Origin of the sequence: Halorubrum alkaliphilum, assembly GCF_017873815.1 — an archaeon.
GTDB lineage: Archaea > Halobacteriota > Halobacteria > Halobacteriales > Haloferacaceae > Halorubrum > Halorubrum alkaliphilum.
Genome location: NZ_JAGGKQ010000040.1, coordinates 1 through 16,581 on the forward strand (window position 1 = coordinate 1; position 16,581 = coordinate 16,581).

Annotated in this window: 15 protein-coding genes and 1 pseudogene; 5 read left to right on the forward strand and 11 right to left on the reverse strand. The window is 64.1% G+C overall.

The window, feature by feature from the left end; all coding sequences use genetic code 11:
* Positions 1-158 precede the first annotated feature (158 nt).
* Entirely contained in the window at positions 159-1,460 is a 1,302-nt protein-coding gene (locus J2751_RS14820) for an O-acetylhomoserine aminocarboxypropyltransferase/cysteine synthase family protein (RefSeq protein WP_209487169.1), read from the reverse strand.
* A gap of 157 nt (positions 1,461-1,617) precedes the next feature.
* Here J2751_RS14820 and J2751_RS14825 point away from each other — a divergent pair, with 157 nt between their 5' ends.
* Positions 1,618-2,877, forward strand: a complete 1,260-nt coding sequence (locus tag J2751_RS14825; protein WP_209487171.1) for an SPFH domain-containing protein — start codon at positions 1,618-1,620, stop codon at positions 2,875-2,877.
* A gap of 21 nt (positions 2,878-2,898) precedes the next feature.
* Here J2751_RS14825 and J2751_RS14830 read toward each other — a convergent pair whose 3' ends face one another.
* The 5 genes and pseudogenes from J2751_RS14830 to uvrB all read right to left on the reverse strand — a co-directional run bounded on the left by J2751_RS14830 (position 2,899) and on the right by uvrB (position 9,217).
* Entirely contained in the window at positions 2,899-4,587 is a 1,689-nt protein-coding gene (locus J2751_RS14830) for a ribonucleoside-diphosphate reductase subunit alpha (RefSeq protein ID WP_209487173.1), read from the reverse strand.
* A gap of 2 nt (positions 4,588-4,589) precedes the next feature.
* Positions 4,590-5,618 (reverse strand): annotated as a pseudogene (locus tag J2751_RS14835) (ribonucleotide-diphosphate reductase subunit beta).
* Positions 5,619-5,911: 293 nt separating this feature from the next.
* Positions 5,912-6,475 (reverse strand): hypothetical protein, encoded by a 564-nt coding sequence (locus tag J2751_RS14840; protein WP_209487175.1) that lies wholly within the window; start codon positions 6,473-6,475, stop codon positions 5,912-5,914.
* A 75-nt stretch (positions 6,476-6,550) separates the two neighbouring features.
* Positions 6,551-7,075, reverse strand: a complete 525-nt coding sequence (locus J2751_RS14845) for a hypothetical protein (RefSeq protein WP_209487178.1) — start codon at positions 7,073-7,075, stop codon at positions 6,551-6,553.
* A gap of 87 nt (positions 7,076-7,162) precedes the next feature.
* Positions 7,163-9,217 carry an excinuclease ABC subunit UvrB gene (gene uvrB / locus J2751_RS14850; protein ID WP_209487180.1) on the reverse strand — a complete coding sequence of 685 codons (2,055 nt, stop codon included), beginning with the start codon at positions 9,215-9,217 and terminating at the stop codon, positions 7,163-7,165.
* Between the two features lie 137 nt (positions 9,218-9,354).
* Between uvrB and J2751_RS14855 the strand changes: the two genes are divergently transcribed.
* Entirely contained in the window at positions 9,355-9,708 is a 354-nt protein-coding gene (locus J2751_RS14855; RefSeq protein WP_209487182.1) for a hypothetical protein, read from the forward strand.
* Between the two features lie 327 nt (positions 9,709-10,035).
* Positions 10,036-10,926, forward strand: coding sequence for an ATP phosphoribosyltransferase (hisG, locus tag J2751_RS14860; protein ID WP_209487185.1), 891 nt, complete (start codon positions 10,036-10,038; stop codon positions 10,924-10,926).
* 12 nt (positions 10,927-10,938) lie between these two features.
* On the opposite strand, the gene J2751_RS14865 is transcribed toward hisG, so the two are convergent.
* Together J2751_RS14865 and larB are read right to left on the reverse strand one after the other, a co-directional pair.
* Positions 10,939-11,199 (reverse strand): GIY-YIG nuclease family protein, encoded by a 261-nt coding sequence (locus tag J2751_RS14865; RefSeq protein WP_209487187.1) that lies wholly within the window; start codon positions 11,197-11,199, stop codon positions 10,939-10,941.
* A gap of 7 nt (positions 11,200-11,206) precedes the next feature.
* Positions 11,207-11,986, reverse strand: a complete 780-nt coding sequence (gene larB, locus J2751_RS14870; RefSeq protein ID WP_209487189.1) for a nickel pincer cofactor biosynthesis protein LarB — start codon at positions 11,984-11,986, stop codon at positions 11,207-11,209.
* Positions 11,987-12,193: 207 nt separating this feature from the next.
* Here larB and J2751_RS14875 point away from each other — a divergent pair, with 207 nt between their 5' ends.
* Positions 12,194-12,361: a DUF1931 family protein gene (locus J2751_RS14875; RefSeq protein WP_004047560.1), complete on the forward strand. Its 168-nt coding sequence runs from the start codon at positions 12,194-12,196 to the stop codon at positions 12,359-12,361.
* A 108-nt stretch (positions 12,362-12,469) separates the two neighbouring features.
* Here J2751_RS14875 and rpiA read toward each other — a convergent pair whose 3' ends face one another.
* The 3 genes from rpiA to J2751_RS14890 all read right to left on the reverse strand — a co-directional run bounded on the left by rpiA (position 12,470) and on the right by J2751_RS14890 (position 15,579).
* Positions 12,470-13,189, reverse strand: coding sequence for a ribose-5-phosphate isomerase RpiA (rpiA, locus tag J2751_RS14880; protein WP_209487191.1), 720 nt, complete (start codon positions 13,187-13,189; stop codon positions 12,470-12,472).
* Positions 13,190-13,250: 61 nt separating this feature from the next.
* Positions 13,251-14,378, reverse strand: a complete 1,128-nt coding sequence (locus J2751_RS14885; protein WP_209487194.1) for an ORC1-type DNA replication protein — start codon at positions 14,376-14,378, stop codon at positions 13,251-13,253.
* Positions 14,379-14,511: 133 nt separating this feature from the next.
* Entirely contained in the window at positions 14,512-15,579 is a 1,068-nt protein-coding gene (locus J2751_RS14890) for a methyltransferase domain-containing protein (protein WP_209487198.1), read from the reverse strand.
* 243 nt (positions 15,580-15,822) lie between these two features.
* On the opposite strand from J2751_RS14890, the gene J2751_RS14895 reads away from it, so the two are divergent.
* Positions 15,823-16,383 carry a TATA-box-binding protein gene (locus tag J2751_RS14895; RefSeq protein WP_209487196.1) on the forward strand — a complete coding sequence of 187 codons (561 nt, stop codon included), beginning with the start codon at positions 15,823-15,825 and terminating at the stop codon, positions 16,381-16,383.
* Positions 16,384-16,581 lie beyond the last annotated feature (198 nt).

Here is a 16,581-nt window from a genome sequence, read left to right on the forward strand (position 1 = left end):
ATGGGTTGCCTCGTAGGTTGGACACCAGAGGCAACCCGTTCCTCACGGGAGCCAGTTGCTACTGAACTCTAGAGGACTTTGTGACACGACCAACTTCTTGGGGCGATACACCGAACGCGATGAGATCGTGTGATCAGGTTACACGATGGGAGGCGGTGTTACGCGCTTGCGGTCTCGATAGCGGCTTCTAAATCGGCCACGATGTCCGCCGGGTCCTCGATGCCGACGGAGAGCCGTACCATGTCACCTGTGACGCCGGCTGCCTCCTGTTCCGCCTCGGTCAGCTGTTGATGCGTCGTGGAAGCGGGGTGAATGACGAGCGTCTTCGCGTCGCCGACGTTCGCGAGTAGCGAGGCGAGATCCGCGTTCTCGACGGTCCCCTTCGCGGCTTCGTAGCCGCCCTCCAGCCCGAACGTGATCATGCCGCCGTAGCCGCCCTCCAGGTACTCGCTCGCCTCCTCGTGGGTCTCGTGGCTCTCTAAGCCCGGATAGTTCACCCACGCGACATCGTCGTGTTCCGCCAGATACTCCGCGACGATGCCGGCGTTCTCGCAGTGACGGTCCATCCGAAGCGGGAGCGATTCGGTCTGTTGGAGCGTGTTCCACGCGTCGAACGGCGACTGCTGATCGCCGAGATCCCGCAGTCCGCGAGTGACCGCCGCGAACGTGAACGCCGCGTCACCGAAGGCCTCCACGAAGTTGATTCCGTGGTACGCGGGGTTGTCCTGTGCGATCTCCGGATACTTCTCCGGGTACTCGCCCCACGAGAAGGAGCCGCCGTCGACGAGGACCCCACCCACGGTCGTGCCGTTTCCGGTGAGCCACTTCGTCGTCGACTCCCACACGAGGTCCGCGCCGTGATCGAGCGGTTGGCAGAGGTACGGCGTCGCGAACGTGTTGTCGACGAACAGCGGCACGCCGTGGTCGTGTGCGATGTCCGCTATCCGCTCGATGTCCGGGGTGACGAGGGCAGGATTTCCGATCGTCTCGATATGAACGTAGGCGGTGTCCTCGTCGATCGCGTCGGCGTACCCCTCGTAGTCGAGCGGATCGACGAACCGCGTCGTGACGCCGCGCCGCTCGACGGTGTGCGTGAGATACGTGTAGGTGCCGCCGTACAGCGCGGACGACGAGACAATGTTATCGCCCGCGGACGCGAGCATGAACGTCGCGAGGTCGAACGAGGCCATCCCCGACGAGGTGGCGACCGCACCGACCCCGTTCTCGAGCGAGGCGATCCGCTCTTCGAGGGCGGCGTTCGTCGGGTTCATAATCCGTGAGTAGACGTTGCCGGCCTCTTCGAGCGCGAACAGCCGCGCTGCGTGCTCGGCGTCCTCGAACTCGTAAGAGGTCGTCTGATAGATCGGCGTGGCTCGGGCTCCCGTCGTCGGGTCCGGGTCGGAGCCGGCGTGAACGCTTCGCGTGTCGAATCCGTGGTTGTCGTCGTCTTCGTCCGGCATACCTTGAGATTCGCCCCCCGATGGATTAAATCCGCCTCCTGTCGACGGATGCTACCGGTGTCTCCGACGGGCCACGCGGTCGGATCCGGACCGATGAATCGACACCATCCCCTCGCCTCGTGCGAACTGTTAACGTCGTCGAACCGTAAGGTTGGGTATGGGAACACGAGGTCCGCGGAACGACCCTCCGGAGATCGAGGATCTGGCCGGCGAGATCCCCGATTCCGTCTGGCAGTACACGGCACTTGCCGTGGCACTACTCGTCGGCGTCGCAGTGTTGAGCCAGAGTTTGGTCTTCGGTGTCGGGGTGTTGGCGCTTCTGCTCGCGCTGGTCACTCTCGCCAGTGCGGTCGAGATCGTCGACGCCTATGACAAGGAGGCATTAACGGTGTTCGGAGAGTACCGAAAGCTGCTGGAGCCCGGTGTCCATCTCGTCCCCCCGTTCATCTCCCGGACGTACGCGTTCGATATGCGGACGCAAACGTTGGATGTCCCCCAGCAGGAAGCGATCACGCGGGACAACTCGCCGGTGACGGCGGACGCGGTGGTGTACATCAAGGTAATGGACGCAAAAAAAGCGTTCTTGGAGGTTGACAACTACAAAAAGGCAGTTTCGAACCTCGCACAGACCACGCTCCGGGCCGTCCTCGGCGACATGGAACTCGACGACACCCTCTCCAAGCGCGACCTGATCAACAACCGGATCCACGACGAGCTAGACGAGCCGACCGACGAGTGGGGGATCCGTGTCGAGGCGGTCGAGGTCCGCGAGGTCAACCCCTCCCAAGACGTCCAGCGTGCGATGGAGCAACAGACCGGTGCGGAGCGTCGGCGTCGGGCGATGATCCTCGAAGCGCAGGGAGAACGCCGGTCCGCGGTCGAGCAGGCAGAAGGTGACAAGCAGTCGAACATTATTCGGGCACAGGGTGAAAAACAGAGTCAGATCCTCGAAGCGCAGGGTGACGCCATCTCGACCGTGTTGCGTGCGCGGTCCGCCGAATCGATGGGCGAGCGCGCCATCATCGAGCGGGGGATGGAGACCTTAGAGGAGATCGGCAAAGGCGAGTCCACCACGTTCGTCCTCCCGCAGGAGCTCACCAGTCTGGTGGGGCGCTACGGCAAGGCGCTCTCCGGCTCCGACGTTCAGCAAATGGAGGGGCTGGAGGGCAAGGAGTTCGACGAGGAGACCGAGAAGCTGCTCGGACTCGAGGACATCGAGAGCGCCCTCGAACAGCTGGATACGGTTGCCGATAGCGACCTCCGAACCGACGAGACTCGCGATTCCGACACTGCGGCCGATGTCGCCTCCGCCGCTGATGCCGCCCGGACCGCTGACGCCCCGGGGGCCGCCGACGTCGACCGCGAGGCGGACCGCGACGTCGATCTGGAGTCCGAGACGGAGCGGCCGGGACGATAGACGCCCAATTATCGAGAGCGTTCAGCTCTCGCAGGCTCTACACTCGAGGATATCCCGACTGAACTTCTGGGCGGCGTTCACGCTGTGTTGATAGTAGAGGCTCTTGACACCCTTTTTCCACGCCTCTATGTAGAGTTGATTGATGTCCTTGACGCTCACTTCGCTCGGGTCGATCGAGACGTTCACGCTCTGTGCCTGATCTATGTGTTTCTGTCTCTGTGCTGCTTGGTTGATGATCGCCATCTGTGGAATCTCGGCGAAGGTCTTGAACACCTCTTTTTCTCTCTCTGTCAGACAGTCGAGGTGTTGAACACTCCCGTCTTTGTTTGCGATGCTGTCCCAGACCTCACGATTGTCTTTCCCCCGCTCCGCCAGTATTGCTTGGAGGGATCTGTTCTTTTGTGTTGACTTCAGCTTCGCTCCGTCCCGCACGAAGTAATTCGATTTCAGCGGCTCGATACTCGGACTGACCTGACCGAGAATGACGCTGCTCGATTTTGTCGGAGCCACGCTCATCGTCGTCGTGTTCCGCCTGCCGTAGCCCTCAAGCACCTCTGGCTCCCCGAACTCGTCGGCGAGTGCTTCGCTCGCCTCATAACTCCGCTCTTTGATCGTCCGGAATATCTCTTCGTTCTTTTCCATCGCCTCCATGCTGTCGAAGGGAATCATCTCCCTCTGGAGATAGCTGTGCCACCCGAGGACACCGATCCCGATCGCTCTGTGTCGCTTCGCAAACCGCACGGCTCGCTCCATGAACTGGACGCCCTCCGTCTCCTGAATGAACTCCTCCATCACGGCGTCCAAGAATCGTGTCAGCGTCTCCACCGCATCGGTATCCTTCCATTCGTCGTGGTGGAGGGCGTTCATACTTGAGAGACAGCAGACGAAGCTCTCGTCGGCGGTGGCTGGAAGCGCAACCTCCGTACAGAGATTGGAAGCGTTAATCTCGTAGCCTTTGTCCTTGTAGACCTGCGGCTTCCCCTCGTTCATGTTCCCCCGGAAGATGATGTACGGGACACCGATATTGATCCGGGTCTCGATGATCTCTGCCCACGTTTCCCGCTTTTCCTCGTCGCCGTCGACCATCGCCTGGAACCACTCGTCACCGATGATGACGCCGTAGTAGATGTCCTGTACTGGGTCCCCCTCGGTTTTGATGTTGAGCCACTCGTCTAAGTCGTCGTGTTCGACGTCGATGTAGCCGGCAAACTGCCCTCTCCGGGTTTCACCTTGGCTGATGACGTTGATGATCGTGTCGAACAGCTCCGTGAAACTGTAACTCCCGTTGCTCTTGCCGTTGTTCGTTATCGGACTGCCTCGCGGCCGCAACTCGCCGAAGTACCCGCTCGTGCCCCCGCCCTGTTTGGTCATCTCACCAACTTCGGCTTGTGTGTGGAGAATACTCTCTATGTTATCCTCCATGTAGCTGCCGAAGCAACTGATAGGAAGGCCCCTATCTAGTCCGAAGTTGGACCACACCGGGCTGGCGAGACTGTAGTAGCCTCGGCTCATGTACTCGTAAAACTTGTCCGCGAACCCCTCGTCGTCTAGAATTTCTTCGGCGCGCTCCGCTATTTGTCTGACTCTCTCTTCGGCTGTGACGCCCTCAAGCAGATATCCCTCTCTGAGGAACTCTCTGCTGTCCTCGTTCAGCCAGTAGAACGGCTCTTCGTGCTGTTGATCGACGTGATCGAGTGCTGTTTGTGCCATTGTTAAAACATGTCCTCGGCGGTAACGCTCTGTGTGTGTTTGTTGTACGTGGTCGACCGCTTGCTGAAGAAGTCGTTATCTTTCGTCATCATGATGTCCTCGTCGAACCAGCGCGTCTCTTCAAGCAGGTCGTCGTCCGTCTCGAATATCGGCTCCACGCCGACGTTTTCCAGACTCTGATTGAACCGGTCCCGCAAAAACGCGTTCACGTGCGTTCGAGGGAGAAACTCCAGCTCTCCGTCCTCGAAGATCCAGTCGAGGATCTCCATCTCTGCCTCGTACGCCTGCTGACAAGCCTCCTGGACGTCCTCCTCGAAGTCGTCATCGAAGAGATCCGGATTCTCTTCTCTGATCGTCTCTACCAGTTCGACCCCGAACAGACCGTGAATCTGCTCTTCTTTGCTGGTCGCTTCGACGGCGTTCGCTATCCCTTTGAACTTCTTTTCGTGCTTGTCGAAGCTCGTCATTATGAGGAACTGGCTGAACAGCGAGACGTGTTCGACGAACGTACTGAAAAGCAGGATGCTCATCACGTACTCTTGTTCGTCGTCACTCTCGCTTTTTTCCAGATACTCGTCGAGATACTCGATCCGCTCGTTGATCGCTGGCTCCTCAGTTACCTGCTCGAAATCGTCCGTGATTCCCAAAACATCGAGTAGGTGACTGTAGGCGTCCATGTGCCGGACCTCACTCTCCGCAAACGTCATGCCCACGTTCCCGACCTCGGCTTTGGGCATCTCCTCGTAGATGTCCTACCAAAACGTCTTCACCTGTACCTCGATCTGTGCGATAGCCAACATCGTCCGCTTGATAACGGTCTGCTCAGCAGGCGTTGTGTTGACTTTGAAATCCTGGACGTCTCCGTCGAAGTTGAACTCCGTGTGTACCCAGTAGCTGTTCCGGATCGCCTCGACGTAATCAAGGAAATCGCTGTACTCGTAGGGCTTCAACTGCGTTCTTTCCGAGAAGATGTCCGTCTCTACGTCCGTGTCTGTACTCGTGTCCGTCTTTGCGTTTTCGCTTTCACTCATCGCTTGTCACCGCAAACGTGACCGCTCGCGTTGGGTTACCTCTGCCACAGTTTCGTACCGGTCCGATGAGCCCGACCGCACCCGTGTCGCTCGGAAAAATGTCATACATTGTCTGTTGTTTTAGCCGTGCGAACCGTGTCGAACCACACATGTTCCACCGACATAAATATTACCAACAGGATTGTAGTAGTACAAATCCACTTTCATACTGTGGGTCGGAGTCGTTCCGCCGATCCGCGAACGGGCGGCATCGAGGCGGTGATTGAGCGGTGATCCTCGACCAGGAACGGTTGCTATGGGGCCCAACTCGCGGCGTCGAGTCCCCACGCCAGTCCGATGGCGAGGCCCCCACCGAGGACTCCGGCGAGGAGTGCGAACCCGGGAGCGGGGGCGAGCGAGAGGCCGGCGAGAACGAGGACTGCCCCGACCAGCAGCGACACGGTGTCCTCGCGAGTTGCCCCGAGGACGACCGGCGCGAGCGACCCGCCGATCACCGCGCCGGTGACGACGAACGTCGTCGCTCCGTCGACGGTCACGGTCGCCGTGGATATCCCCTTCGATCCGGGACCGATTCCGAGCGCGACCCCCACGAGGACGCCGATCGCGGGTGCGAAGAGGGCCCCACGGGGAGCAAGCGGTCGCCCGCGGAGGGCGGCAACGGCGGCGACGACGACGACTGACCCGGCGGCGACAGCCGCGGGCGGCACGAGCGTGATCAGCGATCCGGGGTCCCCGAGGGTCGGCGTTGGCGATCCCACGTCGGCGAGCACCGATCGGAGGACCACCGGCTGGACGAAACAGATGACGGCGAACGCGAGCAGCACAACCCCGAGAACGCGACGGCGAACGGAGGCCATGTTCGCGAGACGGCAGCGTGGTACATAACACGTTGGGAACCGAGACGAGACGTGGATGACCGACCTGCTCGACGCTCAGATCGTCACGCCAACCCGGTCGTCCTCCACGGACACGACGACCCGTTCCGGCGGGCCCCGGTCGTCGGTCAGCCGAACGAACAGCGTGTGTACCGTCGGATCGTCGTCGCCGGGGCGGTGACCGACCTCGTCGACGCCGATCCGAAGCGATCGGTCGCCGATCCGGCTTACCGATCCGAGCCGGAGATCGACTCCGGGGGCTGCCAGCCGCTGGACGACGACGAGCACGGCATCACCCCCCTCGTCGACGAAGCGGGTCGCCTCGACGAACGACTGCGCGGTCGTCGCGTCCGAACGCACCACCGAGGTCGTCGCCTCCTCGGACCTGAACGACAGCGCGTGTGTCAGCATATCCGGCGGACGGGACTGGACGCCCTCGTTCTCGACGAGGGGATCGTCTGGAACGTATCGACTTCTGATCGTGAGATCTCGCGGCGTCGACGCCGCCAGGTCGTGGACCCGGTCAGTACACCCTGCGGTCGCGAGCGTGACCGCTCCGGCGACGACCGCGCGGCGATACATGTCCGACGCTCCGCGGGTCGAGAATAAAAACCGTCGCCGTTCGTCACGACGAGTGATAATCGGACGGGTGCTCCCGACGCTCGGCCATCACTCGTCGGCCAGCGGCGCAGGAACACCCTCCTCGTCGCCGTCGAGTTCGAAGGCACGACGGAGCTCCGCGATCCGGTCTCTGATGTCCGCTGCCAGTTCGAACTCGAGGTTGCTCGCGGCCTCGTTCATCCGGTCTTCGAGCGCCTCGATCTGCGCTTTCGCCTCGTCTTCGCTCTCGACATCGCCGACACTGACGGAGGAGGTGTCCGTCTTCGAGCCGGGGAGGTTCGTCTCGCCGACCGGCTTGTCGATGGTCGTCGCCTCGTAGCCGTGCTCTTCGTTGTACTCCAGTTGGATCTCACGGCGACGCTGCGTCTCCTCGATGGCCGCTTCCATCGAGTCGGTGGTCCGATCGGCGTAGAGGACGACCTCGCCGTTGACGTTGCGGGCCGCCCGCCCCATCGTCTGAACGAGCGTCGTCGTCGAGCGCAAGAATCCCTCTTGATCGGCGTCGAGGATGGCGACGAGGCTCACCTCCGGGATGTCGAGCCCCTCGCGGAGCAGGTTGATACCGACGAGCACGTCGATGTTGCCAAGCCGGAGGTCACGAATTATCTCGTGGCGTTCCAGGGTGTCCGTCTCGTCGTGCATGTACGCCACGTCGACGCCGCCCTCCTCGAAGTACTCCGTGAGGTCCTCCGCCATTCGCTTCGTGAGCGTGGTGACGAGCACGCGCTCGTCGCGCTCGATCCGCTCGTCGACGCGGTCAAAGAGGTCGTCGACCTGCCCAGTCGCCTCCCGAATCTCTACCTTCGGGTCGACGAGATGGGTGGGACGGACGATCTGCTCGACGATCTGATCAGAGGTCTCCCGCTCGTAGTCGCTCGGCGTCGCGGAGACGTAGAGGGTGCGATCCGTCTTCTCCTCGAACTCCTCGAAGGTCAGGGGTCGGTTGTCGTACGCCGTGGGGAGTCGGAACCCGTTCTCGACGAGCGAGTCCTTCCGCGATTTGTCGCCCTCGTACTGGCCCTTGATCTGGGGAATCGTCTGGTGGGACTCGTCGATCACGGTGAGGAAGTCGTCGGGGAAGTAGTCGAGCAGGGTGTACGGGGCGTCGCCGGACTCTCGATCATCCATGTGGACGGAGTAGTTCTCGATGCCCGAGCAGTAGCCCGCCTCCCGGAGCATCTCGATGTCGAAGGTAGTGCGCTCCTCGATGCGCTGGGCCGCGACGAGGTCACCCTGTCGCTCGAAGTAGCGGATACGTTTCTGCATCAGGTCTTCGATCTCCGCTATCGCCTGCTCCAACTGGTCGTCCGGGATCGAGTAGTGCTCCGCGGGGTGGAGCATGACCGCCGGCTCGTCGCTCACGACCTCGCCTTTCATCGGATCGACCTTTCGCATCCGGTCTATCTCATCGCCCCACAGCTCCACCCGAACCGCGTACCGCCCGTACATCGGGTAGATCTCCACCGTGTCCCCGCGCACGCGGAAGGTTCCCTGCGTGAAATCCACGTCGTTGCGCTCGTAGTTCAGGTCGACGAGTCGGGTGAGCAACCCCTCGCGACCGATCTCCTCGCCGACCTCCAAGCGAAGTGCCATGTCGCGGTAGTTTCCCGGGTCGCCGAGCCCGTAGATCGCCGAGACCGAGGCGACGACGATCACGTCGTCGCGCGTGAGAAGCGAGCGCGTCGCGGAGTGCCGCAGGCGGTCGATCTCCTCGTTTATCGACATCTCCTTGTCGATAAACGTGTCCGTCTGCTCGACGTACGCCTCCGGCTGGTAGTAGTCGTAGTAGGAGACGAAGTACTCGACCGCATTATCGGGAAAGAGCTCGCGAAACTCCTCGTACAGCTGGGCCGCGAGCGTTTTGTTGTGGGCTAACACGAGCGTTGGCTGGTTCAGCTCCTCGGCGACCCACGAGACGGTGTTCGTCTTTCCGGAGCCGGTGACGCCCAGCAAGGTCTGCTTTTTTCCGCCCGACTCGAACCCCTCGACCAGCTTCTCGATGGCGTCGGGCTGGTCGCCCGCGGGCTCGAACGGGGCGTCGACGCGGAGCGGTCGGTCGACGGTCGGGCGGTCCTCCGAGAGGGGGGAGTCGGCGTCGCTCACGATACGCGTCGTTGGCGGCGGAGACACTTGAGCGGCGCGGCTACGTCGGTCACTGCGGCGAAATCGGTCTCACGCGGACGGTTCCGCTTTCTCCCGACGGGGGAAGACCGATTACTGATCGGGCTGAACACCCGATCGTGTCCCTCCTTACACCCGCCGTCGCGTTCGGCGCCGCCCTCGGCCTGTTTGTCTGGCACGCGTCCGGCGTCTGGGTCAACTTCGACGCCCACGCACGCGGGAGCGACTATCCGGCCGTTTGGGGCGTCTTCGCACCGCTCTTGGGGATTGTACTGTTCTACTACCTGCTGTGGTGGCGCCGCGGACGGTCCCGCGAGTACCTGCCGTCCCGATGGGAGCGAGCCACCGCTATCGTCGTTGTCGCCGGTCTCGGCGGGCTAGGGGTCGGGAGCCTCGTTTCGCCGCCCGATCCGGTCTCGCAGTTGACCACGTGGCCGGTCGCGTTCGCCTGCTGTCTCCCCGTCGCGTACTAGGTGGTCAGAAGGAGGTTCGACACGACCGGCGGCTCGCCTATGAATAATCGATTGTAGGTCGACGGCAGACACCCCAAAACGCCGGTCGCTCGCTCACAAACAGCCACCCACGGACCGGCCGCGAACACCGCCAAAGCCCCACACCTCCCCAGCCTCGTCGGTCGCCGTCGCTTCGCTCGGCGACCGACTCCCTCGCGCGGTGCTGTTCGCGCCCTCCGGGCGCTCACAGGCACGCGCCACCGCGTTTGTTTATAAACGATCTCGCGTCGACACCCGCCTCGCGCTCCGGACGAAAACGTTTCCCCGTCTCCCCGCGACTTCTCGCGTATGCGCATCGCCGTCCCCAACAAGGGCCGCCTGCACGATCCGACGCTCTCGCTTCTGGAACGAGCGGGACTCCACGTCGAGGAGACCGCCGACCGCCAGCTGTACGCCGACACCGTCGACCCCGATGTCTCGATTCTCTTCGCGCGCGCGGCCGACATTCCAGAGTATGTCCGCGACGGCGCGGCCGACCTCGGCATCACGGGCCTCGATCAGGCCGCGGAGTCCGGCGGCGTCGTCTCGTCGACGAGCGAGGCGGCTGACGACGACCTCGTCGATCTGCTCGATCTGGGGTACGGTTCCTGTACACTCGTGCTCGCTGCCCCCGAGGACGGCGACATCGAGCGCGTCGAGGACCTGGCGGGGAGAACGGTCGCCACCGAGTTCCCGAACGTCACCCGCAACTACCTCGATCGTGTCAGGGTCGACGCCGATGTGGTCACGGTAACGGGTGCGACGGAGCTGACACCCCACGTCGACATGGCGGACGCCATCGTCGACATCACCTCGACGGGGACGACGCTGAAAGTGAATCGGTTGGCCGTGATCGACGAGGTGCTCGCCTCCTCGGTCCGGCTGTTCGCGCGCCCCGACGTGGTCGACGATCCGAAAGTCGAGCAGGTAGTGACCGCCTTCGAGTCCGTGCTCGCGGCCGACGGCCGGCGCTATCTGATGATGAACGCGCCGAAAGCGCGGCTCGACGAGGTGAAAGACGTGATCCCCGGGCTCGGCGGGCCGACGGTGATGAACGTCGAGGCCGACGAGAACGGAAACGGGATGGTCGCGGTCCACGCCGTCGTCGAGGAACGGGACGTGTTCGCGACGATCTCTGAGCTAAAAGCCGTCGGCGCGAGCGGCATCCTCGTCACCGAGATCGAGCGACTGGTCGAGTAGCCCCCGCGCGGTTCACCCCTCCCCTGACCCCTCGCCGACCAACTCCTCCTTTTCAGCACGCGAAAGCGACTTGATCGCGTGTTCACGGGACATCGCCGCCGACCGCGAGTCGAACGACTCGACGTGTCGCAACGTTACGGGCGTCCGTCCGCGGGTGTACTTCGCTCCCTCGCCGGCGTCGTGTTCGGCGACTCGCCGGTCGACGTCGGTGGTGTATCCAGTATAAAACGTTCCGTCGGCACACTCGATCACGTAGACGTGATGCTCGGTCATGTCGGTGTCACGCCCCGTCGATGGCACGGGCGATCAGCCCGGCCTGTGCGCCGGCGACGAACCCGGCGTCGACGTTCACGGTCGTGAGGACGGTACACGACTGGAGCGCCCCCGACAGCGCGGCGGCTCCCTCGCCCCCCTCACCGTACCCCGTCGACACCGGGAGCGCGATCACGGGCGCGGCGACGAGCCCGGCGACGACCGTGGGAAGTGCCCCTTCACGACCGGCCGCGACGACGACGACGTCGGCCTCGCGGATCCGCTCTACCTGATCGAGCAGCCGGTCGAGGTTGGCCACGCCCACGTCCCCGAGCCGGTCGACCGTTGCGCCGACCTCGCGCGCCACGAGCGCCGCCTCTCCGGCAACCGGCGCGTCGGCGGTGCCGGCGGCGACGACCGCGACCGTGGCGTCGAGCTCGGGTCGTTCGTACCCCTCGGCGTGGGCCACGACCGTCCGGGTGGTTTCGTCGACCTCAACGGTCGCGTCCGGGGCGATCTCGCCGACCGCGTCGCGGACCGCAGCGGCGTGGTCGGGATTCGTTCGAGTCACGAGCGCGCGCCCGGTCGACTCCAGCGCGGTCGTCGCCAGCGCGGCTGCCTCCGCGGGTCGTTTCCCCTCCGCGAGTACCGCCTCGGGAATGCCTCGGCGCTGTTCGCGGTCCGAATCGAAGCGGCCCGCGTCCGTGGTCACGTATCCTGACAGCCGGGACTCAGCCTCCGAAACGTCGATCTCACCGGCCGCCAGCGACTCAAGGGTGTCGCGCGCGTCGGTTCGCTCCTCTCGCATGGCCGATTCTCCGTGCTCCATGGGTTCGTAGCCGTCGATCCGACGGCCGAAGCCCCCGATCCAGTCGTCAGATCCCCCTACCTGCGCCTGTTCGACAAAAGACTTAAATACGTAATCCGCCGCGGACCCCCGTGAACGGCCAGCACGGCGTCCCTCGCGGGCGAATTCAGGAACTCTTATTAACTATCGCGGGATAGCATCGATCGCATGGCAGACCTCATTGTCAAGGCGGCAGTCAAGGAAGCGCTGGACGACAAGAACGTCGCTTCGGACTTCTACGACGCGCTGGACGACGAAGTGGACGAGCTGCTCGAAGACGCCGCACGCCGCGCCGAGGCTAACGACCGGAAGACGGTCCAGCCGCGCGACCTGTAAGGCGCTCAATCCTGCCGTTTTATTTCGACCCACAGAGAGCGACTGCTATCGCCGTCGTCGGTGCCTCCGTTGCGGTCGTTCCCGTCGCGTCTCGCGTTCCTCCTCCGTTCAGAGCTGTTCGACTCGAACTCCCCGATCCGTTCCGACGTGGATCTCGTCGGCGAGGCCGACGAACAAGCCGTGCTCGACGACGCCCGGCGTCGAAGAGAGCGTCGTCGCCAGCGACGCCGGATCCGTGATCGTCCCGAACTCGCAGTCGAGCACGAGATTTCCGTTATCGGTGACGACGGGGCCGTCCTTCCGCTCGGCACGTCGAAGGGTCGGATCCCCCTCCGCGGCCCGGACCGCGCGGGCGACGACCCCCCGGCCGCTCGAAAGGACCTCGATCGGCACCGGTCGATCGAGCACGTCGGCCTCCTTCGACGGGTCGATCACGACGAGGAACCGGTCGGCGGCCGCGTCGACGAGCTTTTCGCGGGCGTGTGCCGCGCCGCCGCCCTTTATAATAGCGGCACCGTCGACAGTACCGTCGGTCGCTACCTGATCCGCTCCGTCGATGGCGACGTCGATCCCCGGGGCGTCCGGGCCGACCGCCTCGTCGAGGTCGATGAGGGGAATTCCGACATCGAGCGCGAGCTCGCGGCTGGCGAACGACGTCGCCACGCCACAGATGTCGAGGCCGGCGTCGACCCGGTTGCCGAGCGCCCGGATCGCGTGGGCCGCGGTCGATCCCGTCCCGAGTCCGACCACGTCGCCGTCGTCGACCGCCTCGACCGCCGACTCGCCGGCTCGCCGCTTCGCCGCGTCGCTGCCGCCGCTCGTCTTCATGCCTTCGGGTGCGAGTGGGGGGATTGAAAAGGCGTCGGCGTCACGGCAGTCCGCCCAGCGGTCACTCCAACCGGTCGAGCACCGCATCGGCGTCGTACGCGAGCGTCAGTTCCCGCGAGCGCCCCCGTCCGTCGACGTCGGCGTACTCGGCGTCGATGACGCCCAGCTGGTCCAGCTTGTTGATGATCTCCGAGTAGCGGGTGTAGCCGAGGTCGGTCTCCTCGTGGAACGCCTCGTAGACGGGTCCCGCGCGTTCGCCGTCGTTGGCCGCGAGCACCCGAACGAGGGCGCGTTCGGAATCCGAGAGCCCGCGGAGCGACCGCGAGAGGTGGACGTGTTTGGACTTGTCGTAGGCGGACTCGACGTCCTCCGCGGTGATCGTCCGCGAGGCACGCATCTCGGCGTTGAGCCCCGCGCGACGGAGCAGATCGATGCCGACTCGGAGGTCGCCGCTCTCGGCGGTCAACTCGGCGACCCGATCCAACTCCGCGTCGCCGATCACTCCCTCGTGGAAGCCGCGTTTCGCGCGCTCGCCGAGAATGTCGTATATCTCCGTCGCGCCGTACACCGGGAAGTACACCTCCTCGGGACGGAACACCGACTGGACCCGGGTGTCGAGGTCGTCGATGACATCGAGCGAGAGGTCCGAGGAGACGACGATCACGCCGATCCTCGCGCCCGAGTGTGCCTCGTGAGCGCGCAACAGCGAGTAGAGCGCGTCGGAGGCTTCGTTCTCATAAAAAAGGTAGTTTACGTCGTCGAGCGCGACAACGAGCACCTCGTCTTCCTCGACGAGTCGGTCGGTGATCTGGCCGAACAGCTTTTTAAACGATATTCCGGAGGAGGGCGGCTCGTACTCGAAGATCCCCTCGAACAGCCGGGAGAAGACGGCGTACCGCGTCGAGTCGACCTGACAGTTGACGCGAACGGTTCGTACCTCGGTGCGGGCACGTAGCTCCGAGAACAACTTCTGTACCGCGGTGGTCTTGCCCGTGCCCGGCGGTCCACGGACGACCGTGTTCAGGGGCCGAGAACCGCGGACGGCGGGCCGAAGCGCGTACTTCAGGCTCTCGAGTTGGCTCTCGCGGTGGTGAAACGTCTCGGGGACGTAGTCGATCTCGAACACCGACTCGTCGCGGAACACCGACTCGTCCCACGAGAGCATGTCGCCGTCGCCGTCCCCGGGCATGAGGGAACCACCTCGTGCCGTCCACTTAACGGTTGCCCGCGTCCCGAGCGGAAGTGAAAACGGCCGTTCACAGCCATGGAACCCTGACCCGGTGCCGATCCGGTTTCACTATCGATTCGGTTCCGCCGACCCGCTACGTTCCGAGATCGGCGTCGGACCCCGGCCGTTCGCGTTCCAACACTAACACGTGTCGCGTGAGCGAGCGGTGGACCCGCCGCTCGAAGGCGGCATCGACCGTCCACCCGGCCGCACGCGCCGCTGGTCGCCAGTCTCGGTCCGCGATCATCACGGCGCGCGGCGCGACGCGGGCGGCCTCCGCGAGCGCGCCGCCGACGAGGTCGGACAGTTCGTGTCGCGCGATCTTCGACTGGCGACCGTAGGGCGCGTCGAAGACGACGCCGTCGACCGCATCGTCAGCGAGCGGGAGGTCGGTGGCGTCGCCGCGGGCAACGTGCCAAGTCGGACCGGAGGCGGGGACGTACTCCCGAAGGTTCTCACGGGTGCCACGGACCATCTTCGCCTGTGCGTCACAGGCGATCACGTCGCCATCGACCAGTCCGGCCTCCAGGGGGAGTCCGCCGGTGCCACACATCGGGTCCAGCACGGTTCCCCCGGGAGCCGCCCCGGCGAGGTTGACGTACGCACGGGCGTCCGCGGGAGCCATGCTTCCCGGTTGGAAGAAGGGTCGATCGGTGGGGTTCGGGGCGAAATCGCGTGCGGCCTCACTCGCGACCCACCCTAGCGTACACACCGCGGTCGACTCGCCGTCCGCGCCGTCGACCGCGTCATGCTCTGCCCGCCGCCCCTCCGCGAGCAGCGCGCGCAGGACGTGATCGGGATCGTCGAGGTCGACGGAGAACCCGCGGTCGACGAGGACGCTGCCGAGGGCGCGTTCGGCCTCGTTCGTGGAGACGTCGGCTGTGTTCCGGACGTTTCGGGCCCGGACCGCGACGGTCCCTGTCCGGTCGATCGGGGCCGCCCGCAGCGCGGCGACCGCGCTCGCGACGTCGTCGTCGGTTCGGGCGATCGCCTCGTGGGCGGCCCGGGTGTACGCGAGTCGGCCGACACCGCTGTCATCCGCCCCCCTAATGCTTCCGGCGCTCGCGATCCCCGGCGCGATCAGTTCGACGCCGGCCGCGGCCGCTCCGGCCTCGTAGGCGGCAAACGCGTCGGTCTCTCCCGCGAGTTCGAGCCAGTACACGCCCGTTCTCGGGACGCCCGCCGCATGAGGATAGCGGATCGGAACGCCGCCGTCATCGTCGCCGTTGCCATCGTCACCGTCGTCGCCGCCGTCGCCATCGCTGTCGCCGTTGCCATCGCTGTCGCCGTTGCCATCGCTGTCGCCGTCGCTGCCGTCACAGTCATCATCGTTGCTCCTCGCTTCCAGCCCTCCGACGGATCCCGCCAACTCTTTTAAATCCCCGACGGCCGTGTGTTGGTAGTAATGGCCGATCCGAAGGACACGATCTCGATGGAGAACGTCGTCGCCTCTACCGGGATCGAACAGGAGCTCGATCTCGAGAGCGTTGCGATGGACCTCGAAGGTGCCGATTACGACCCCGAACAGTTCCCCGGTCTCGTCTACCGGACCACGGATCCGAAGGCCGCAGCGTTGATATTCCGCTCCGGGAAGATCGTCTGTACCGGCGCGAACTCCATCGAGGATGTCCACGGGAGTCTCGACATCGTCTTCGACGAACTTCGTGCGCTCCGGATCCCGATCGACGACGATCCCGACATAACCGTCCAGAACATCGTCACGTCCGCGGATCTCGGCGAGAGCCTCAACCTCAACGCCATCGCGATCGGGCTCGGCTTGGAACACATCGAGTACGAACCCGAACAGTTCCCCGGGCTCGTCTACCGGATCGACGACCCCGACGTCGTCGCCCTGCTGTTCGGCAGCGGAAAGCTGGTGATCACGGGCGGGACCGACCCGGACGACGCGCGTGAGGCGGTGGACGTCATCGTGGAGGAGCTCGACGGGCTCGGACTGCTCGCGTAAACTACCCTACCCTACTCCCTCGGCGCTACGCGCCTCGGTCCTTGAGGGTGTCGTCAGAAGCAGAGCTTCTGACTGCTAACCAGAAATCGGAGATTTCTGGTGATAGGGCTTTGATGTGGACTCCCGGCAATCAGTCCCCAGCAATAGGCTGGTGACCCTTGCTGTTCAACGTCCCACCAGTTATACGCACGTCTACTT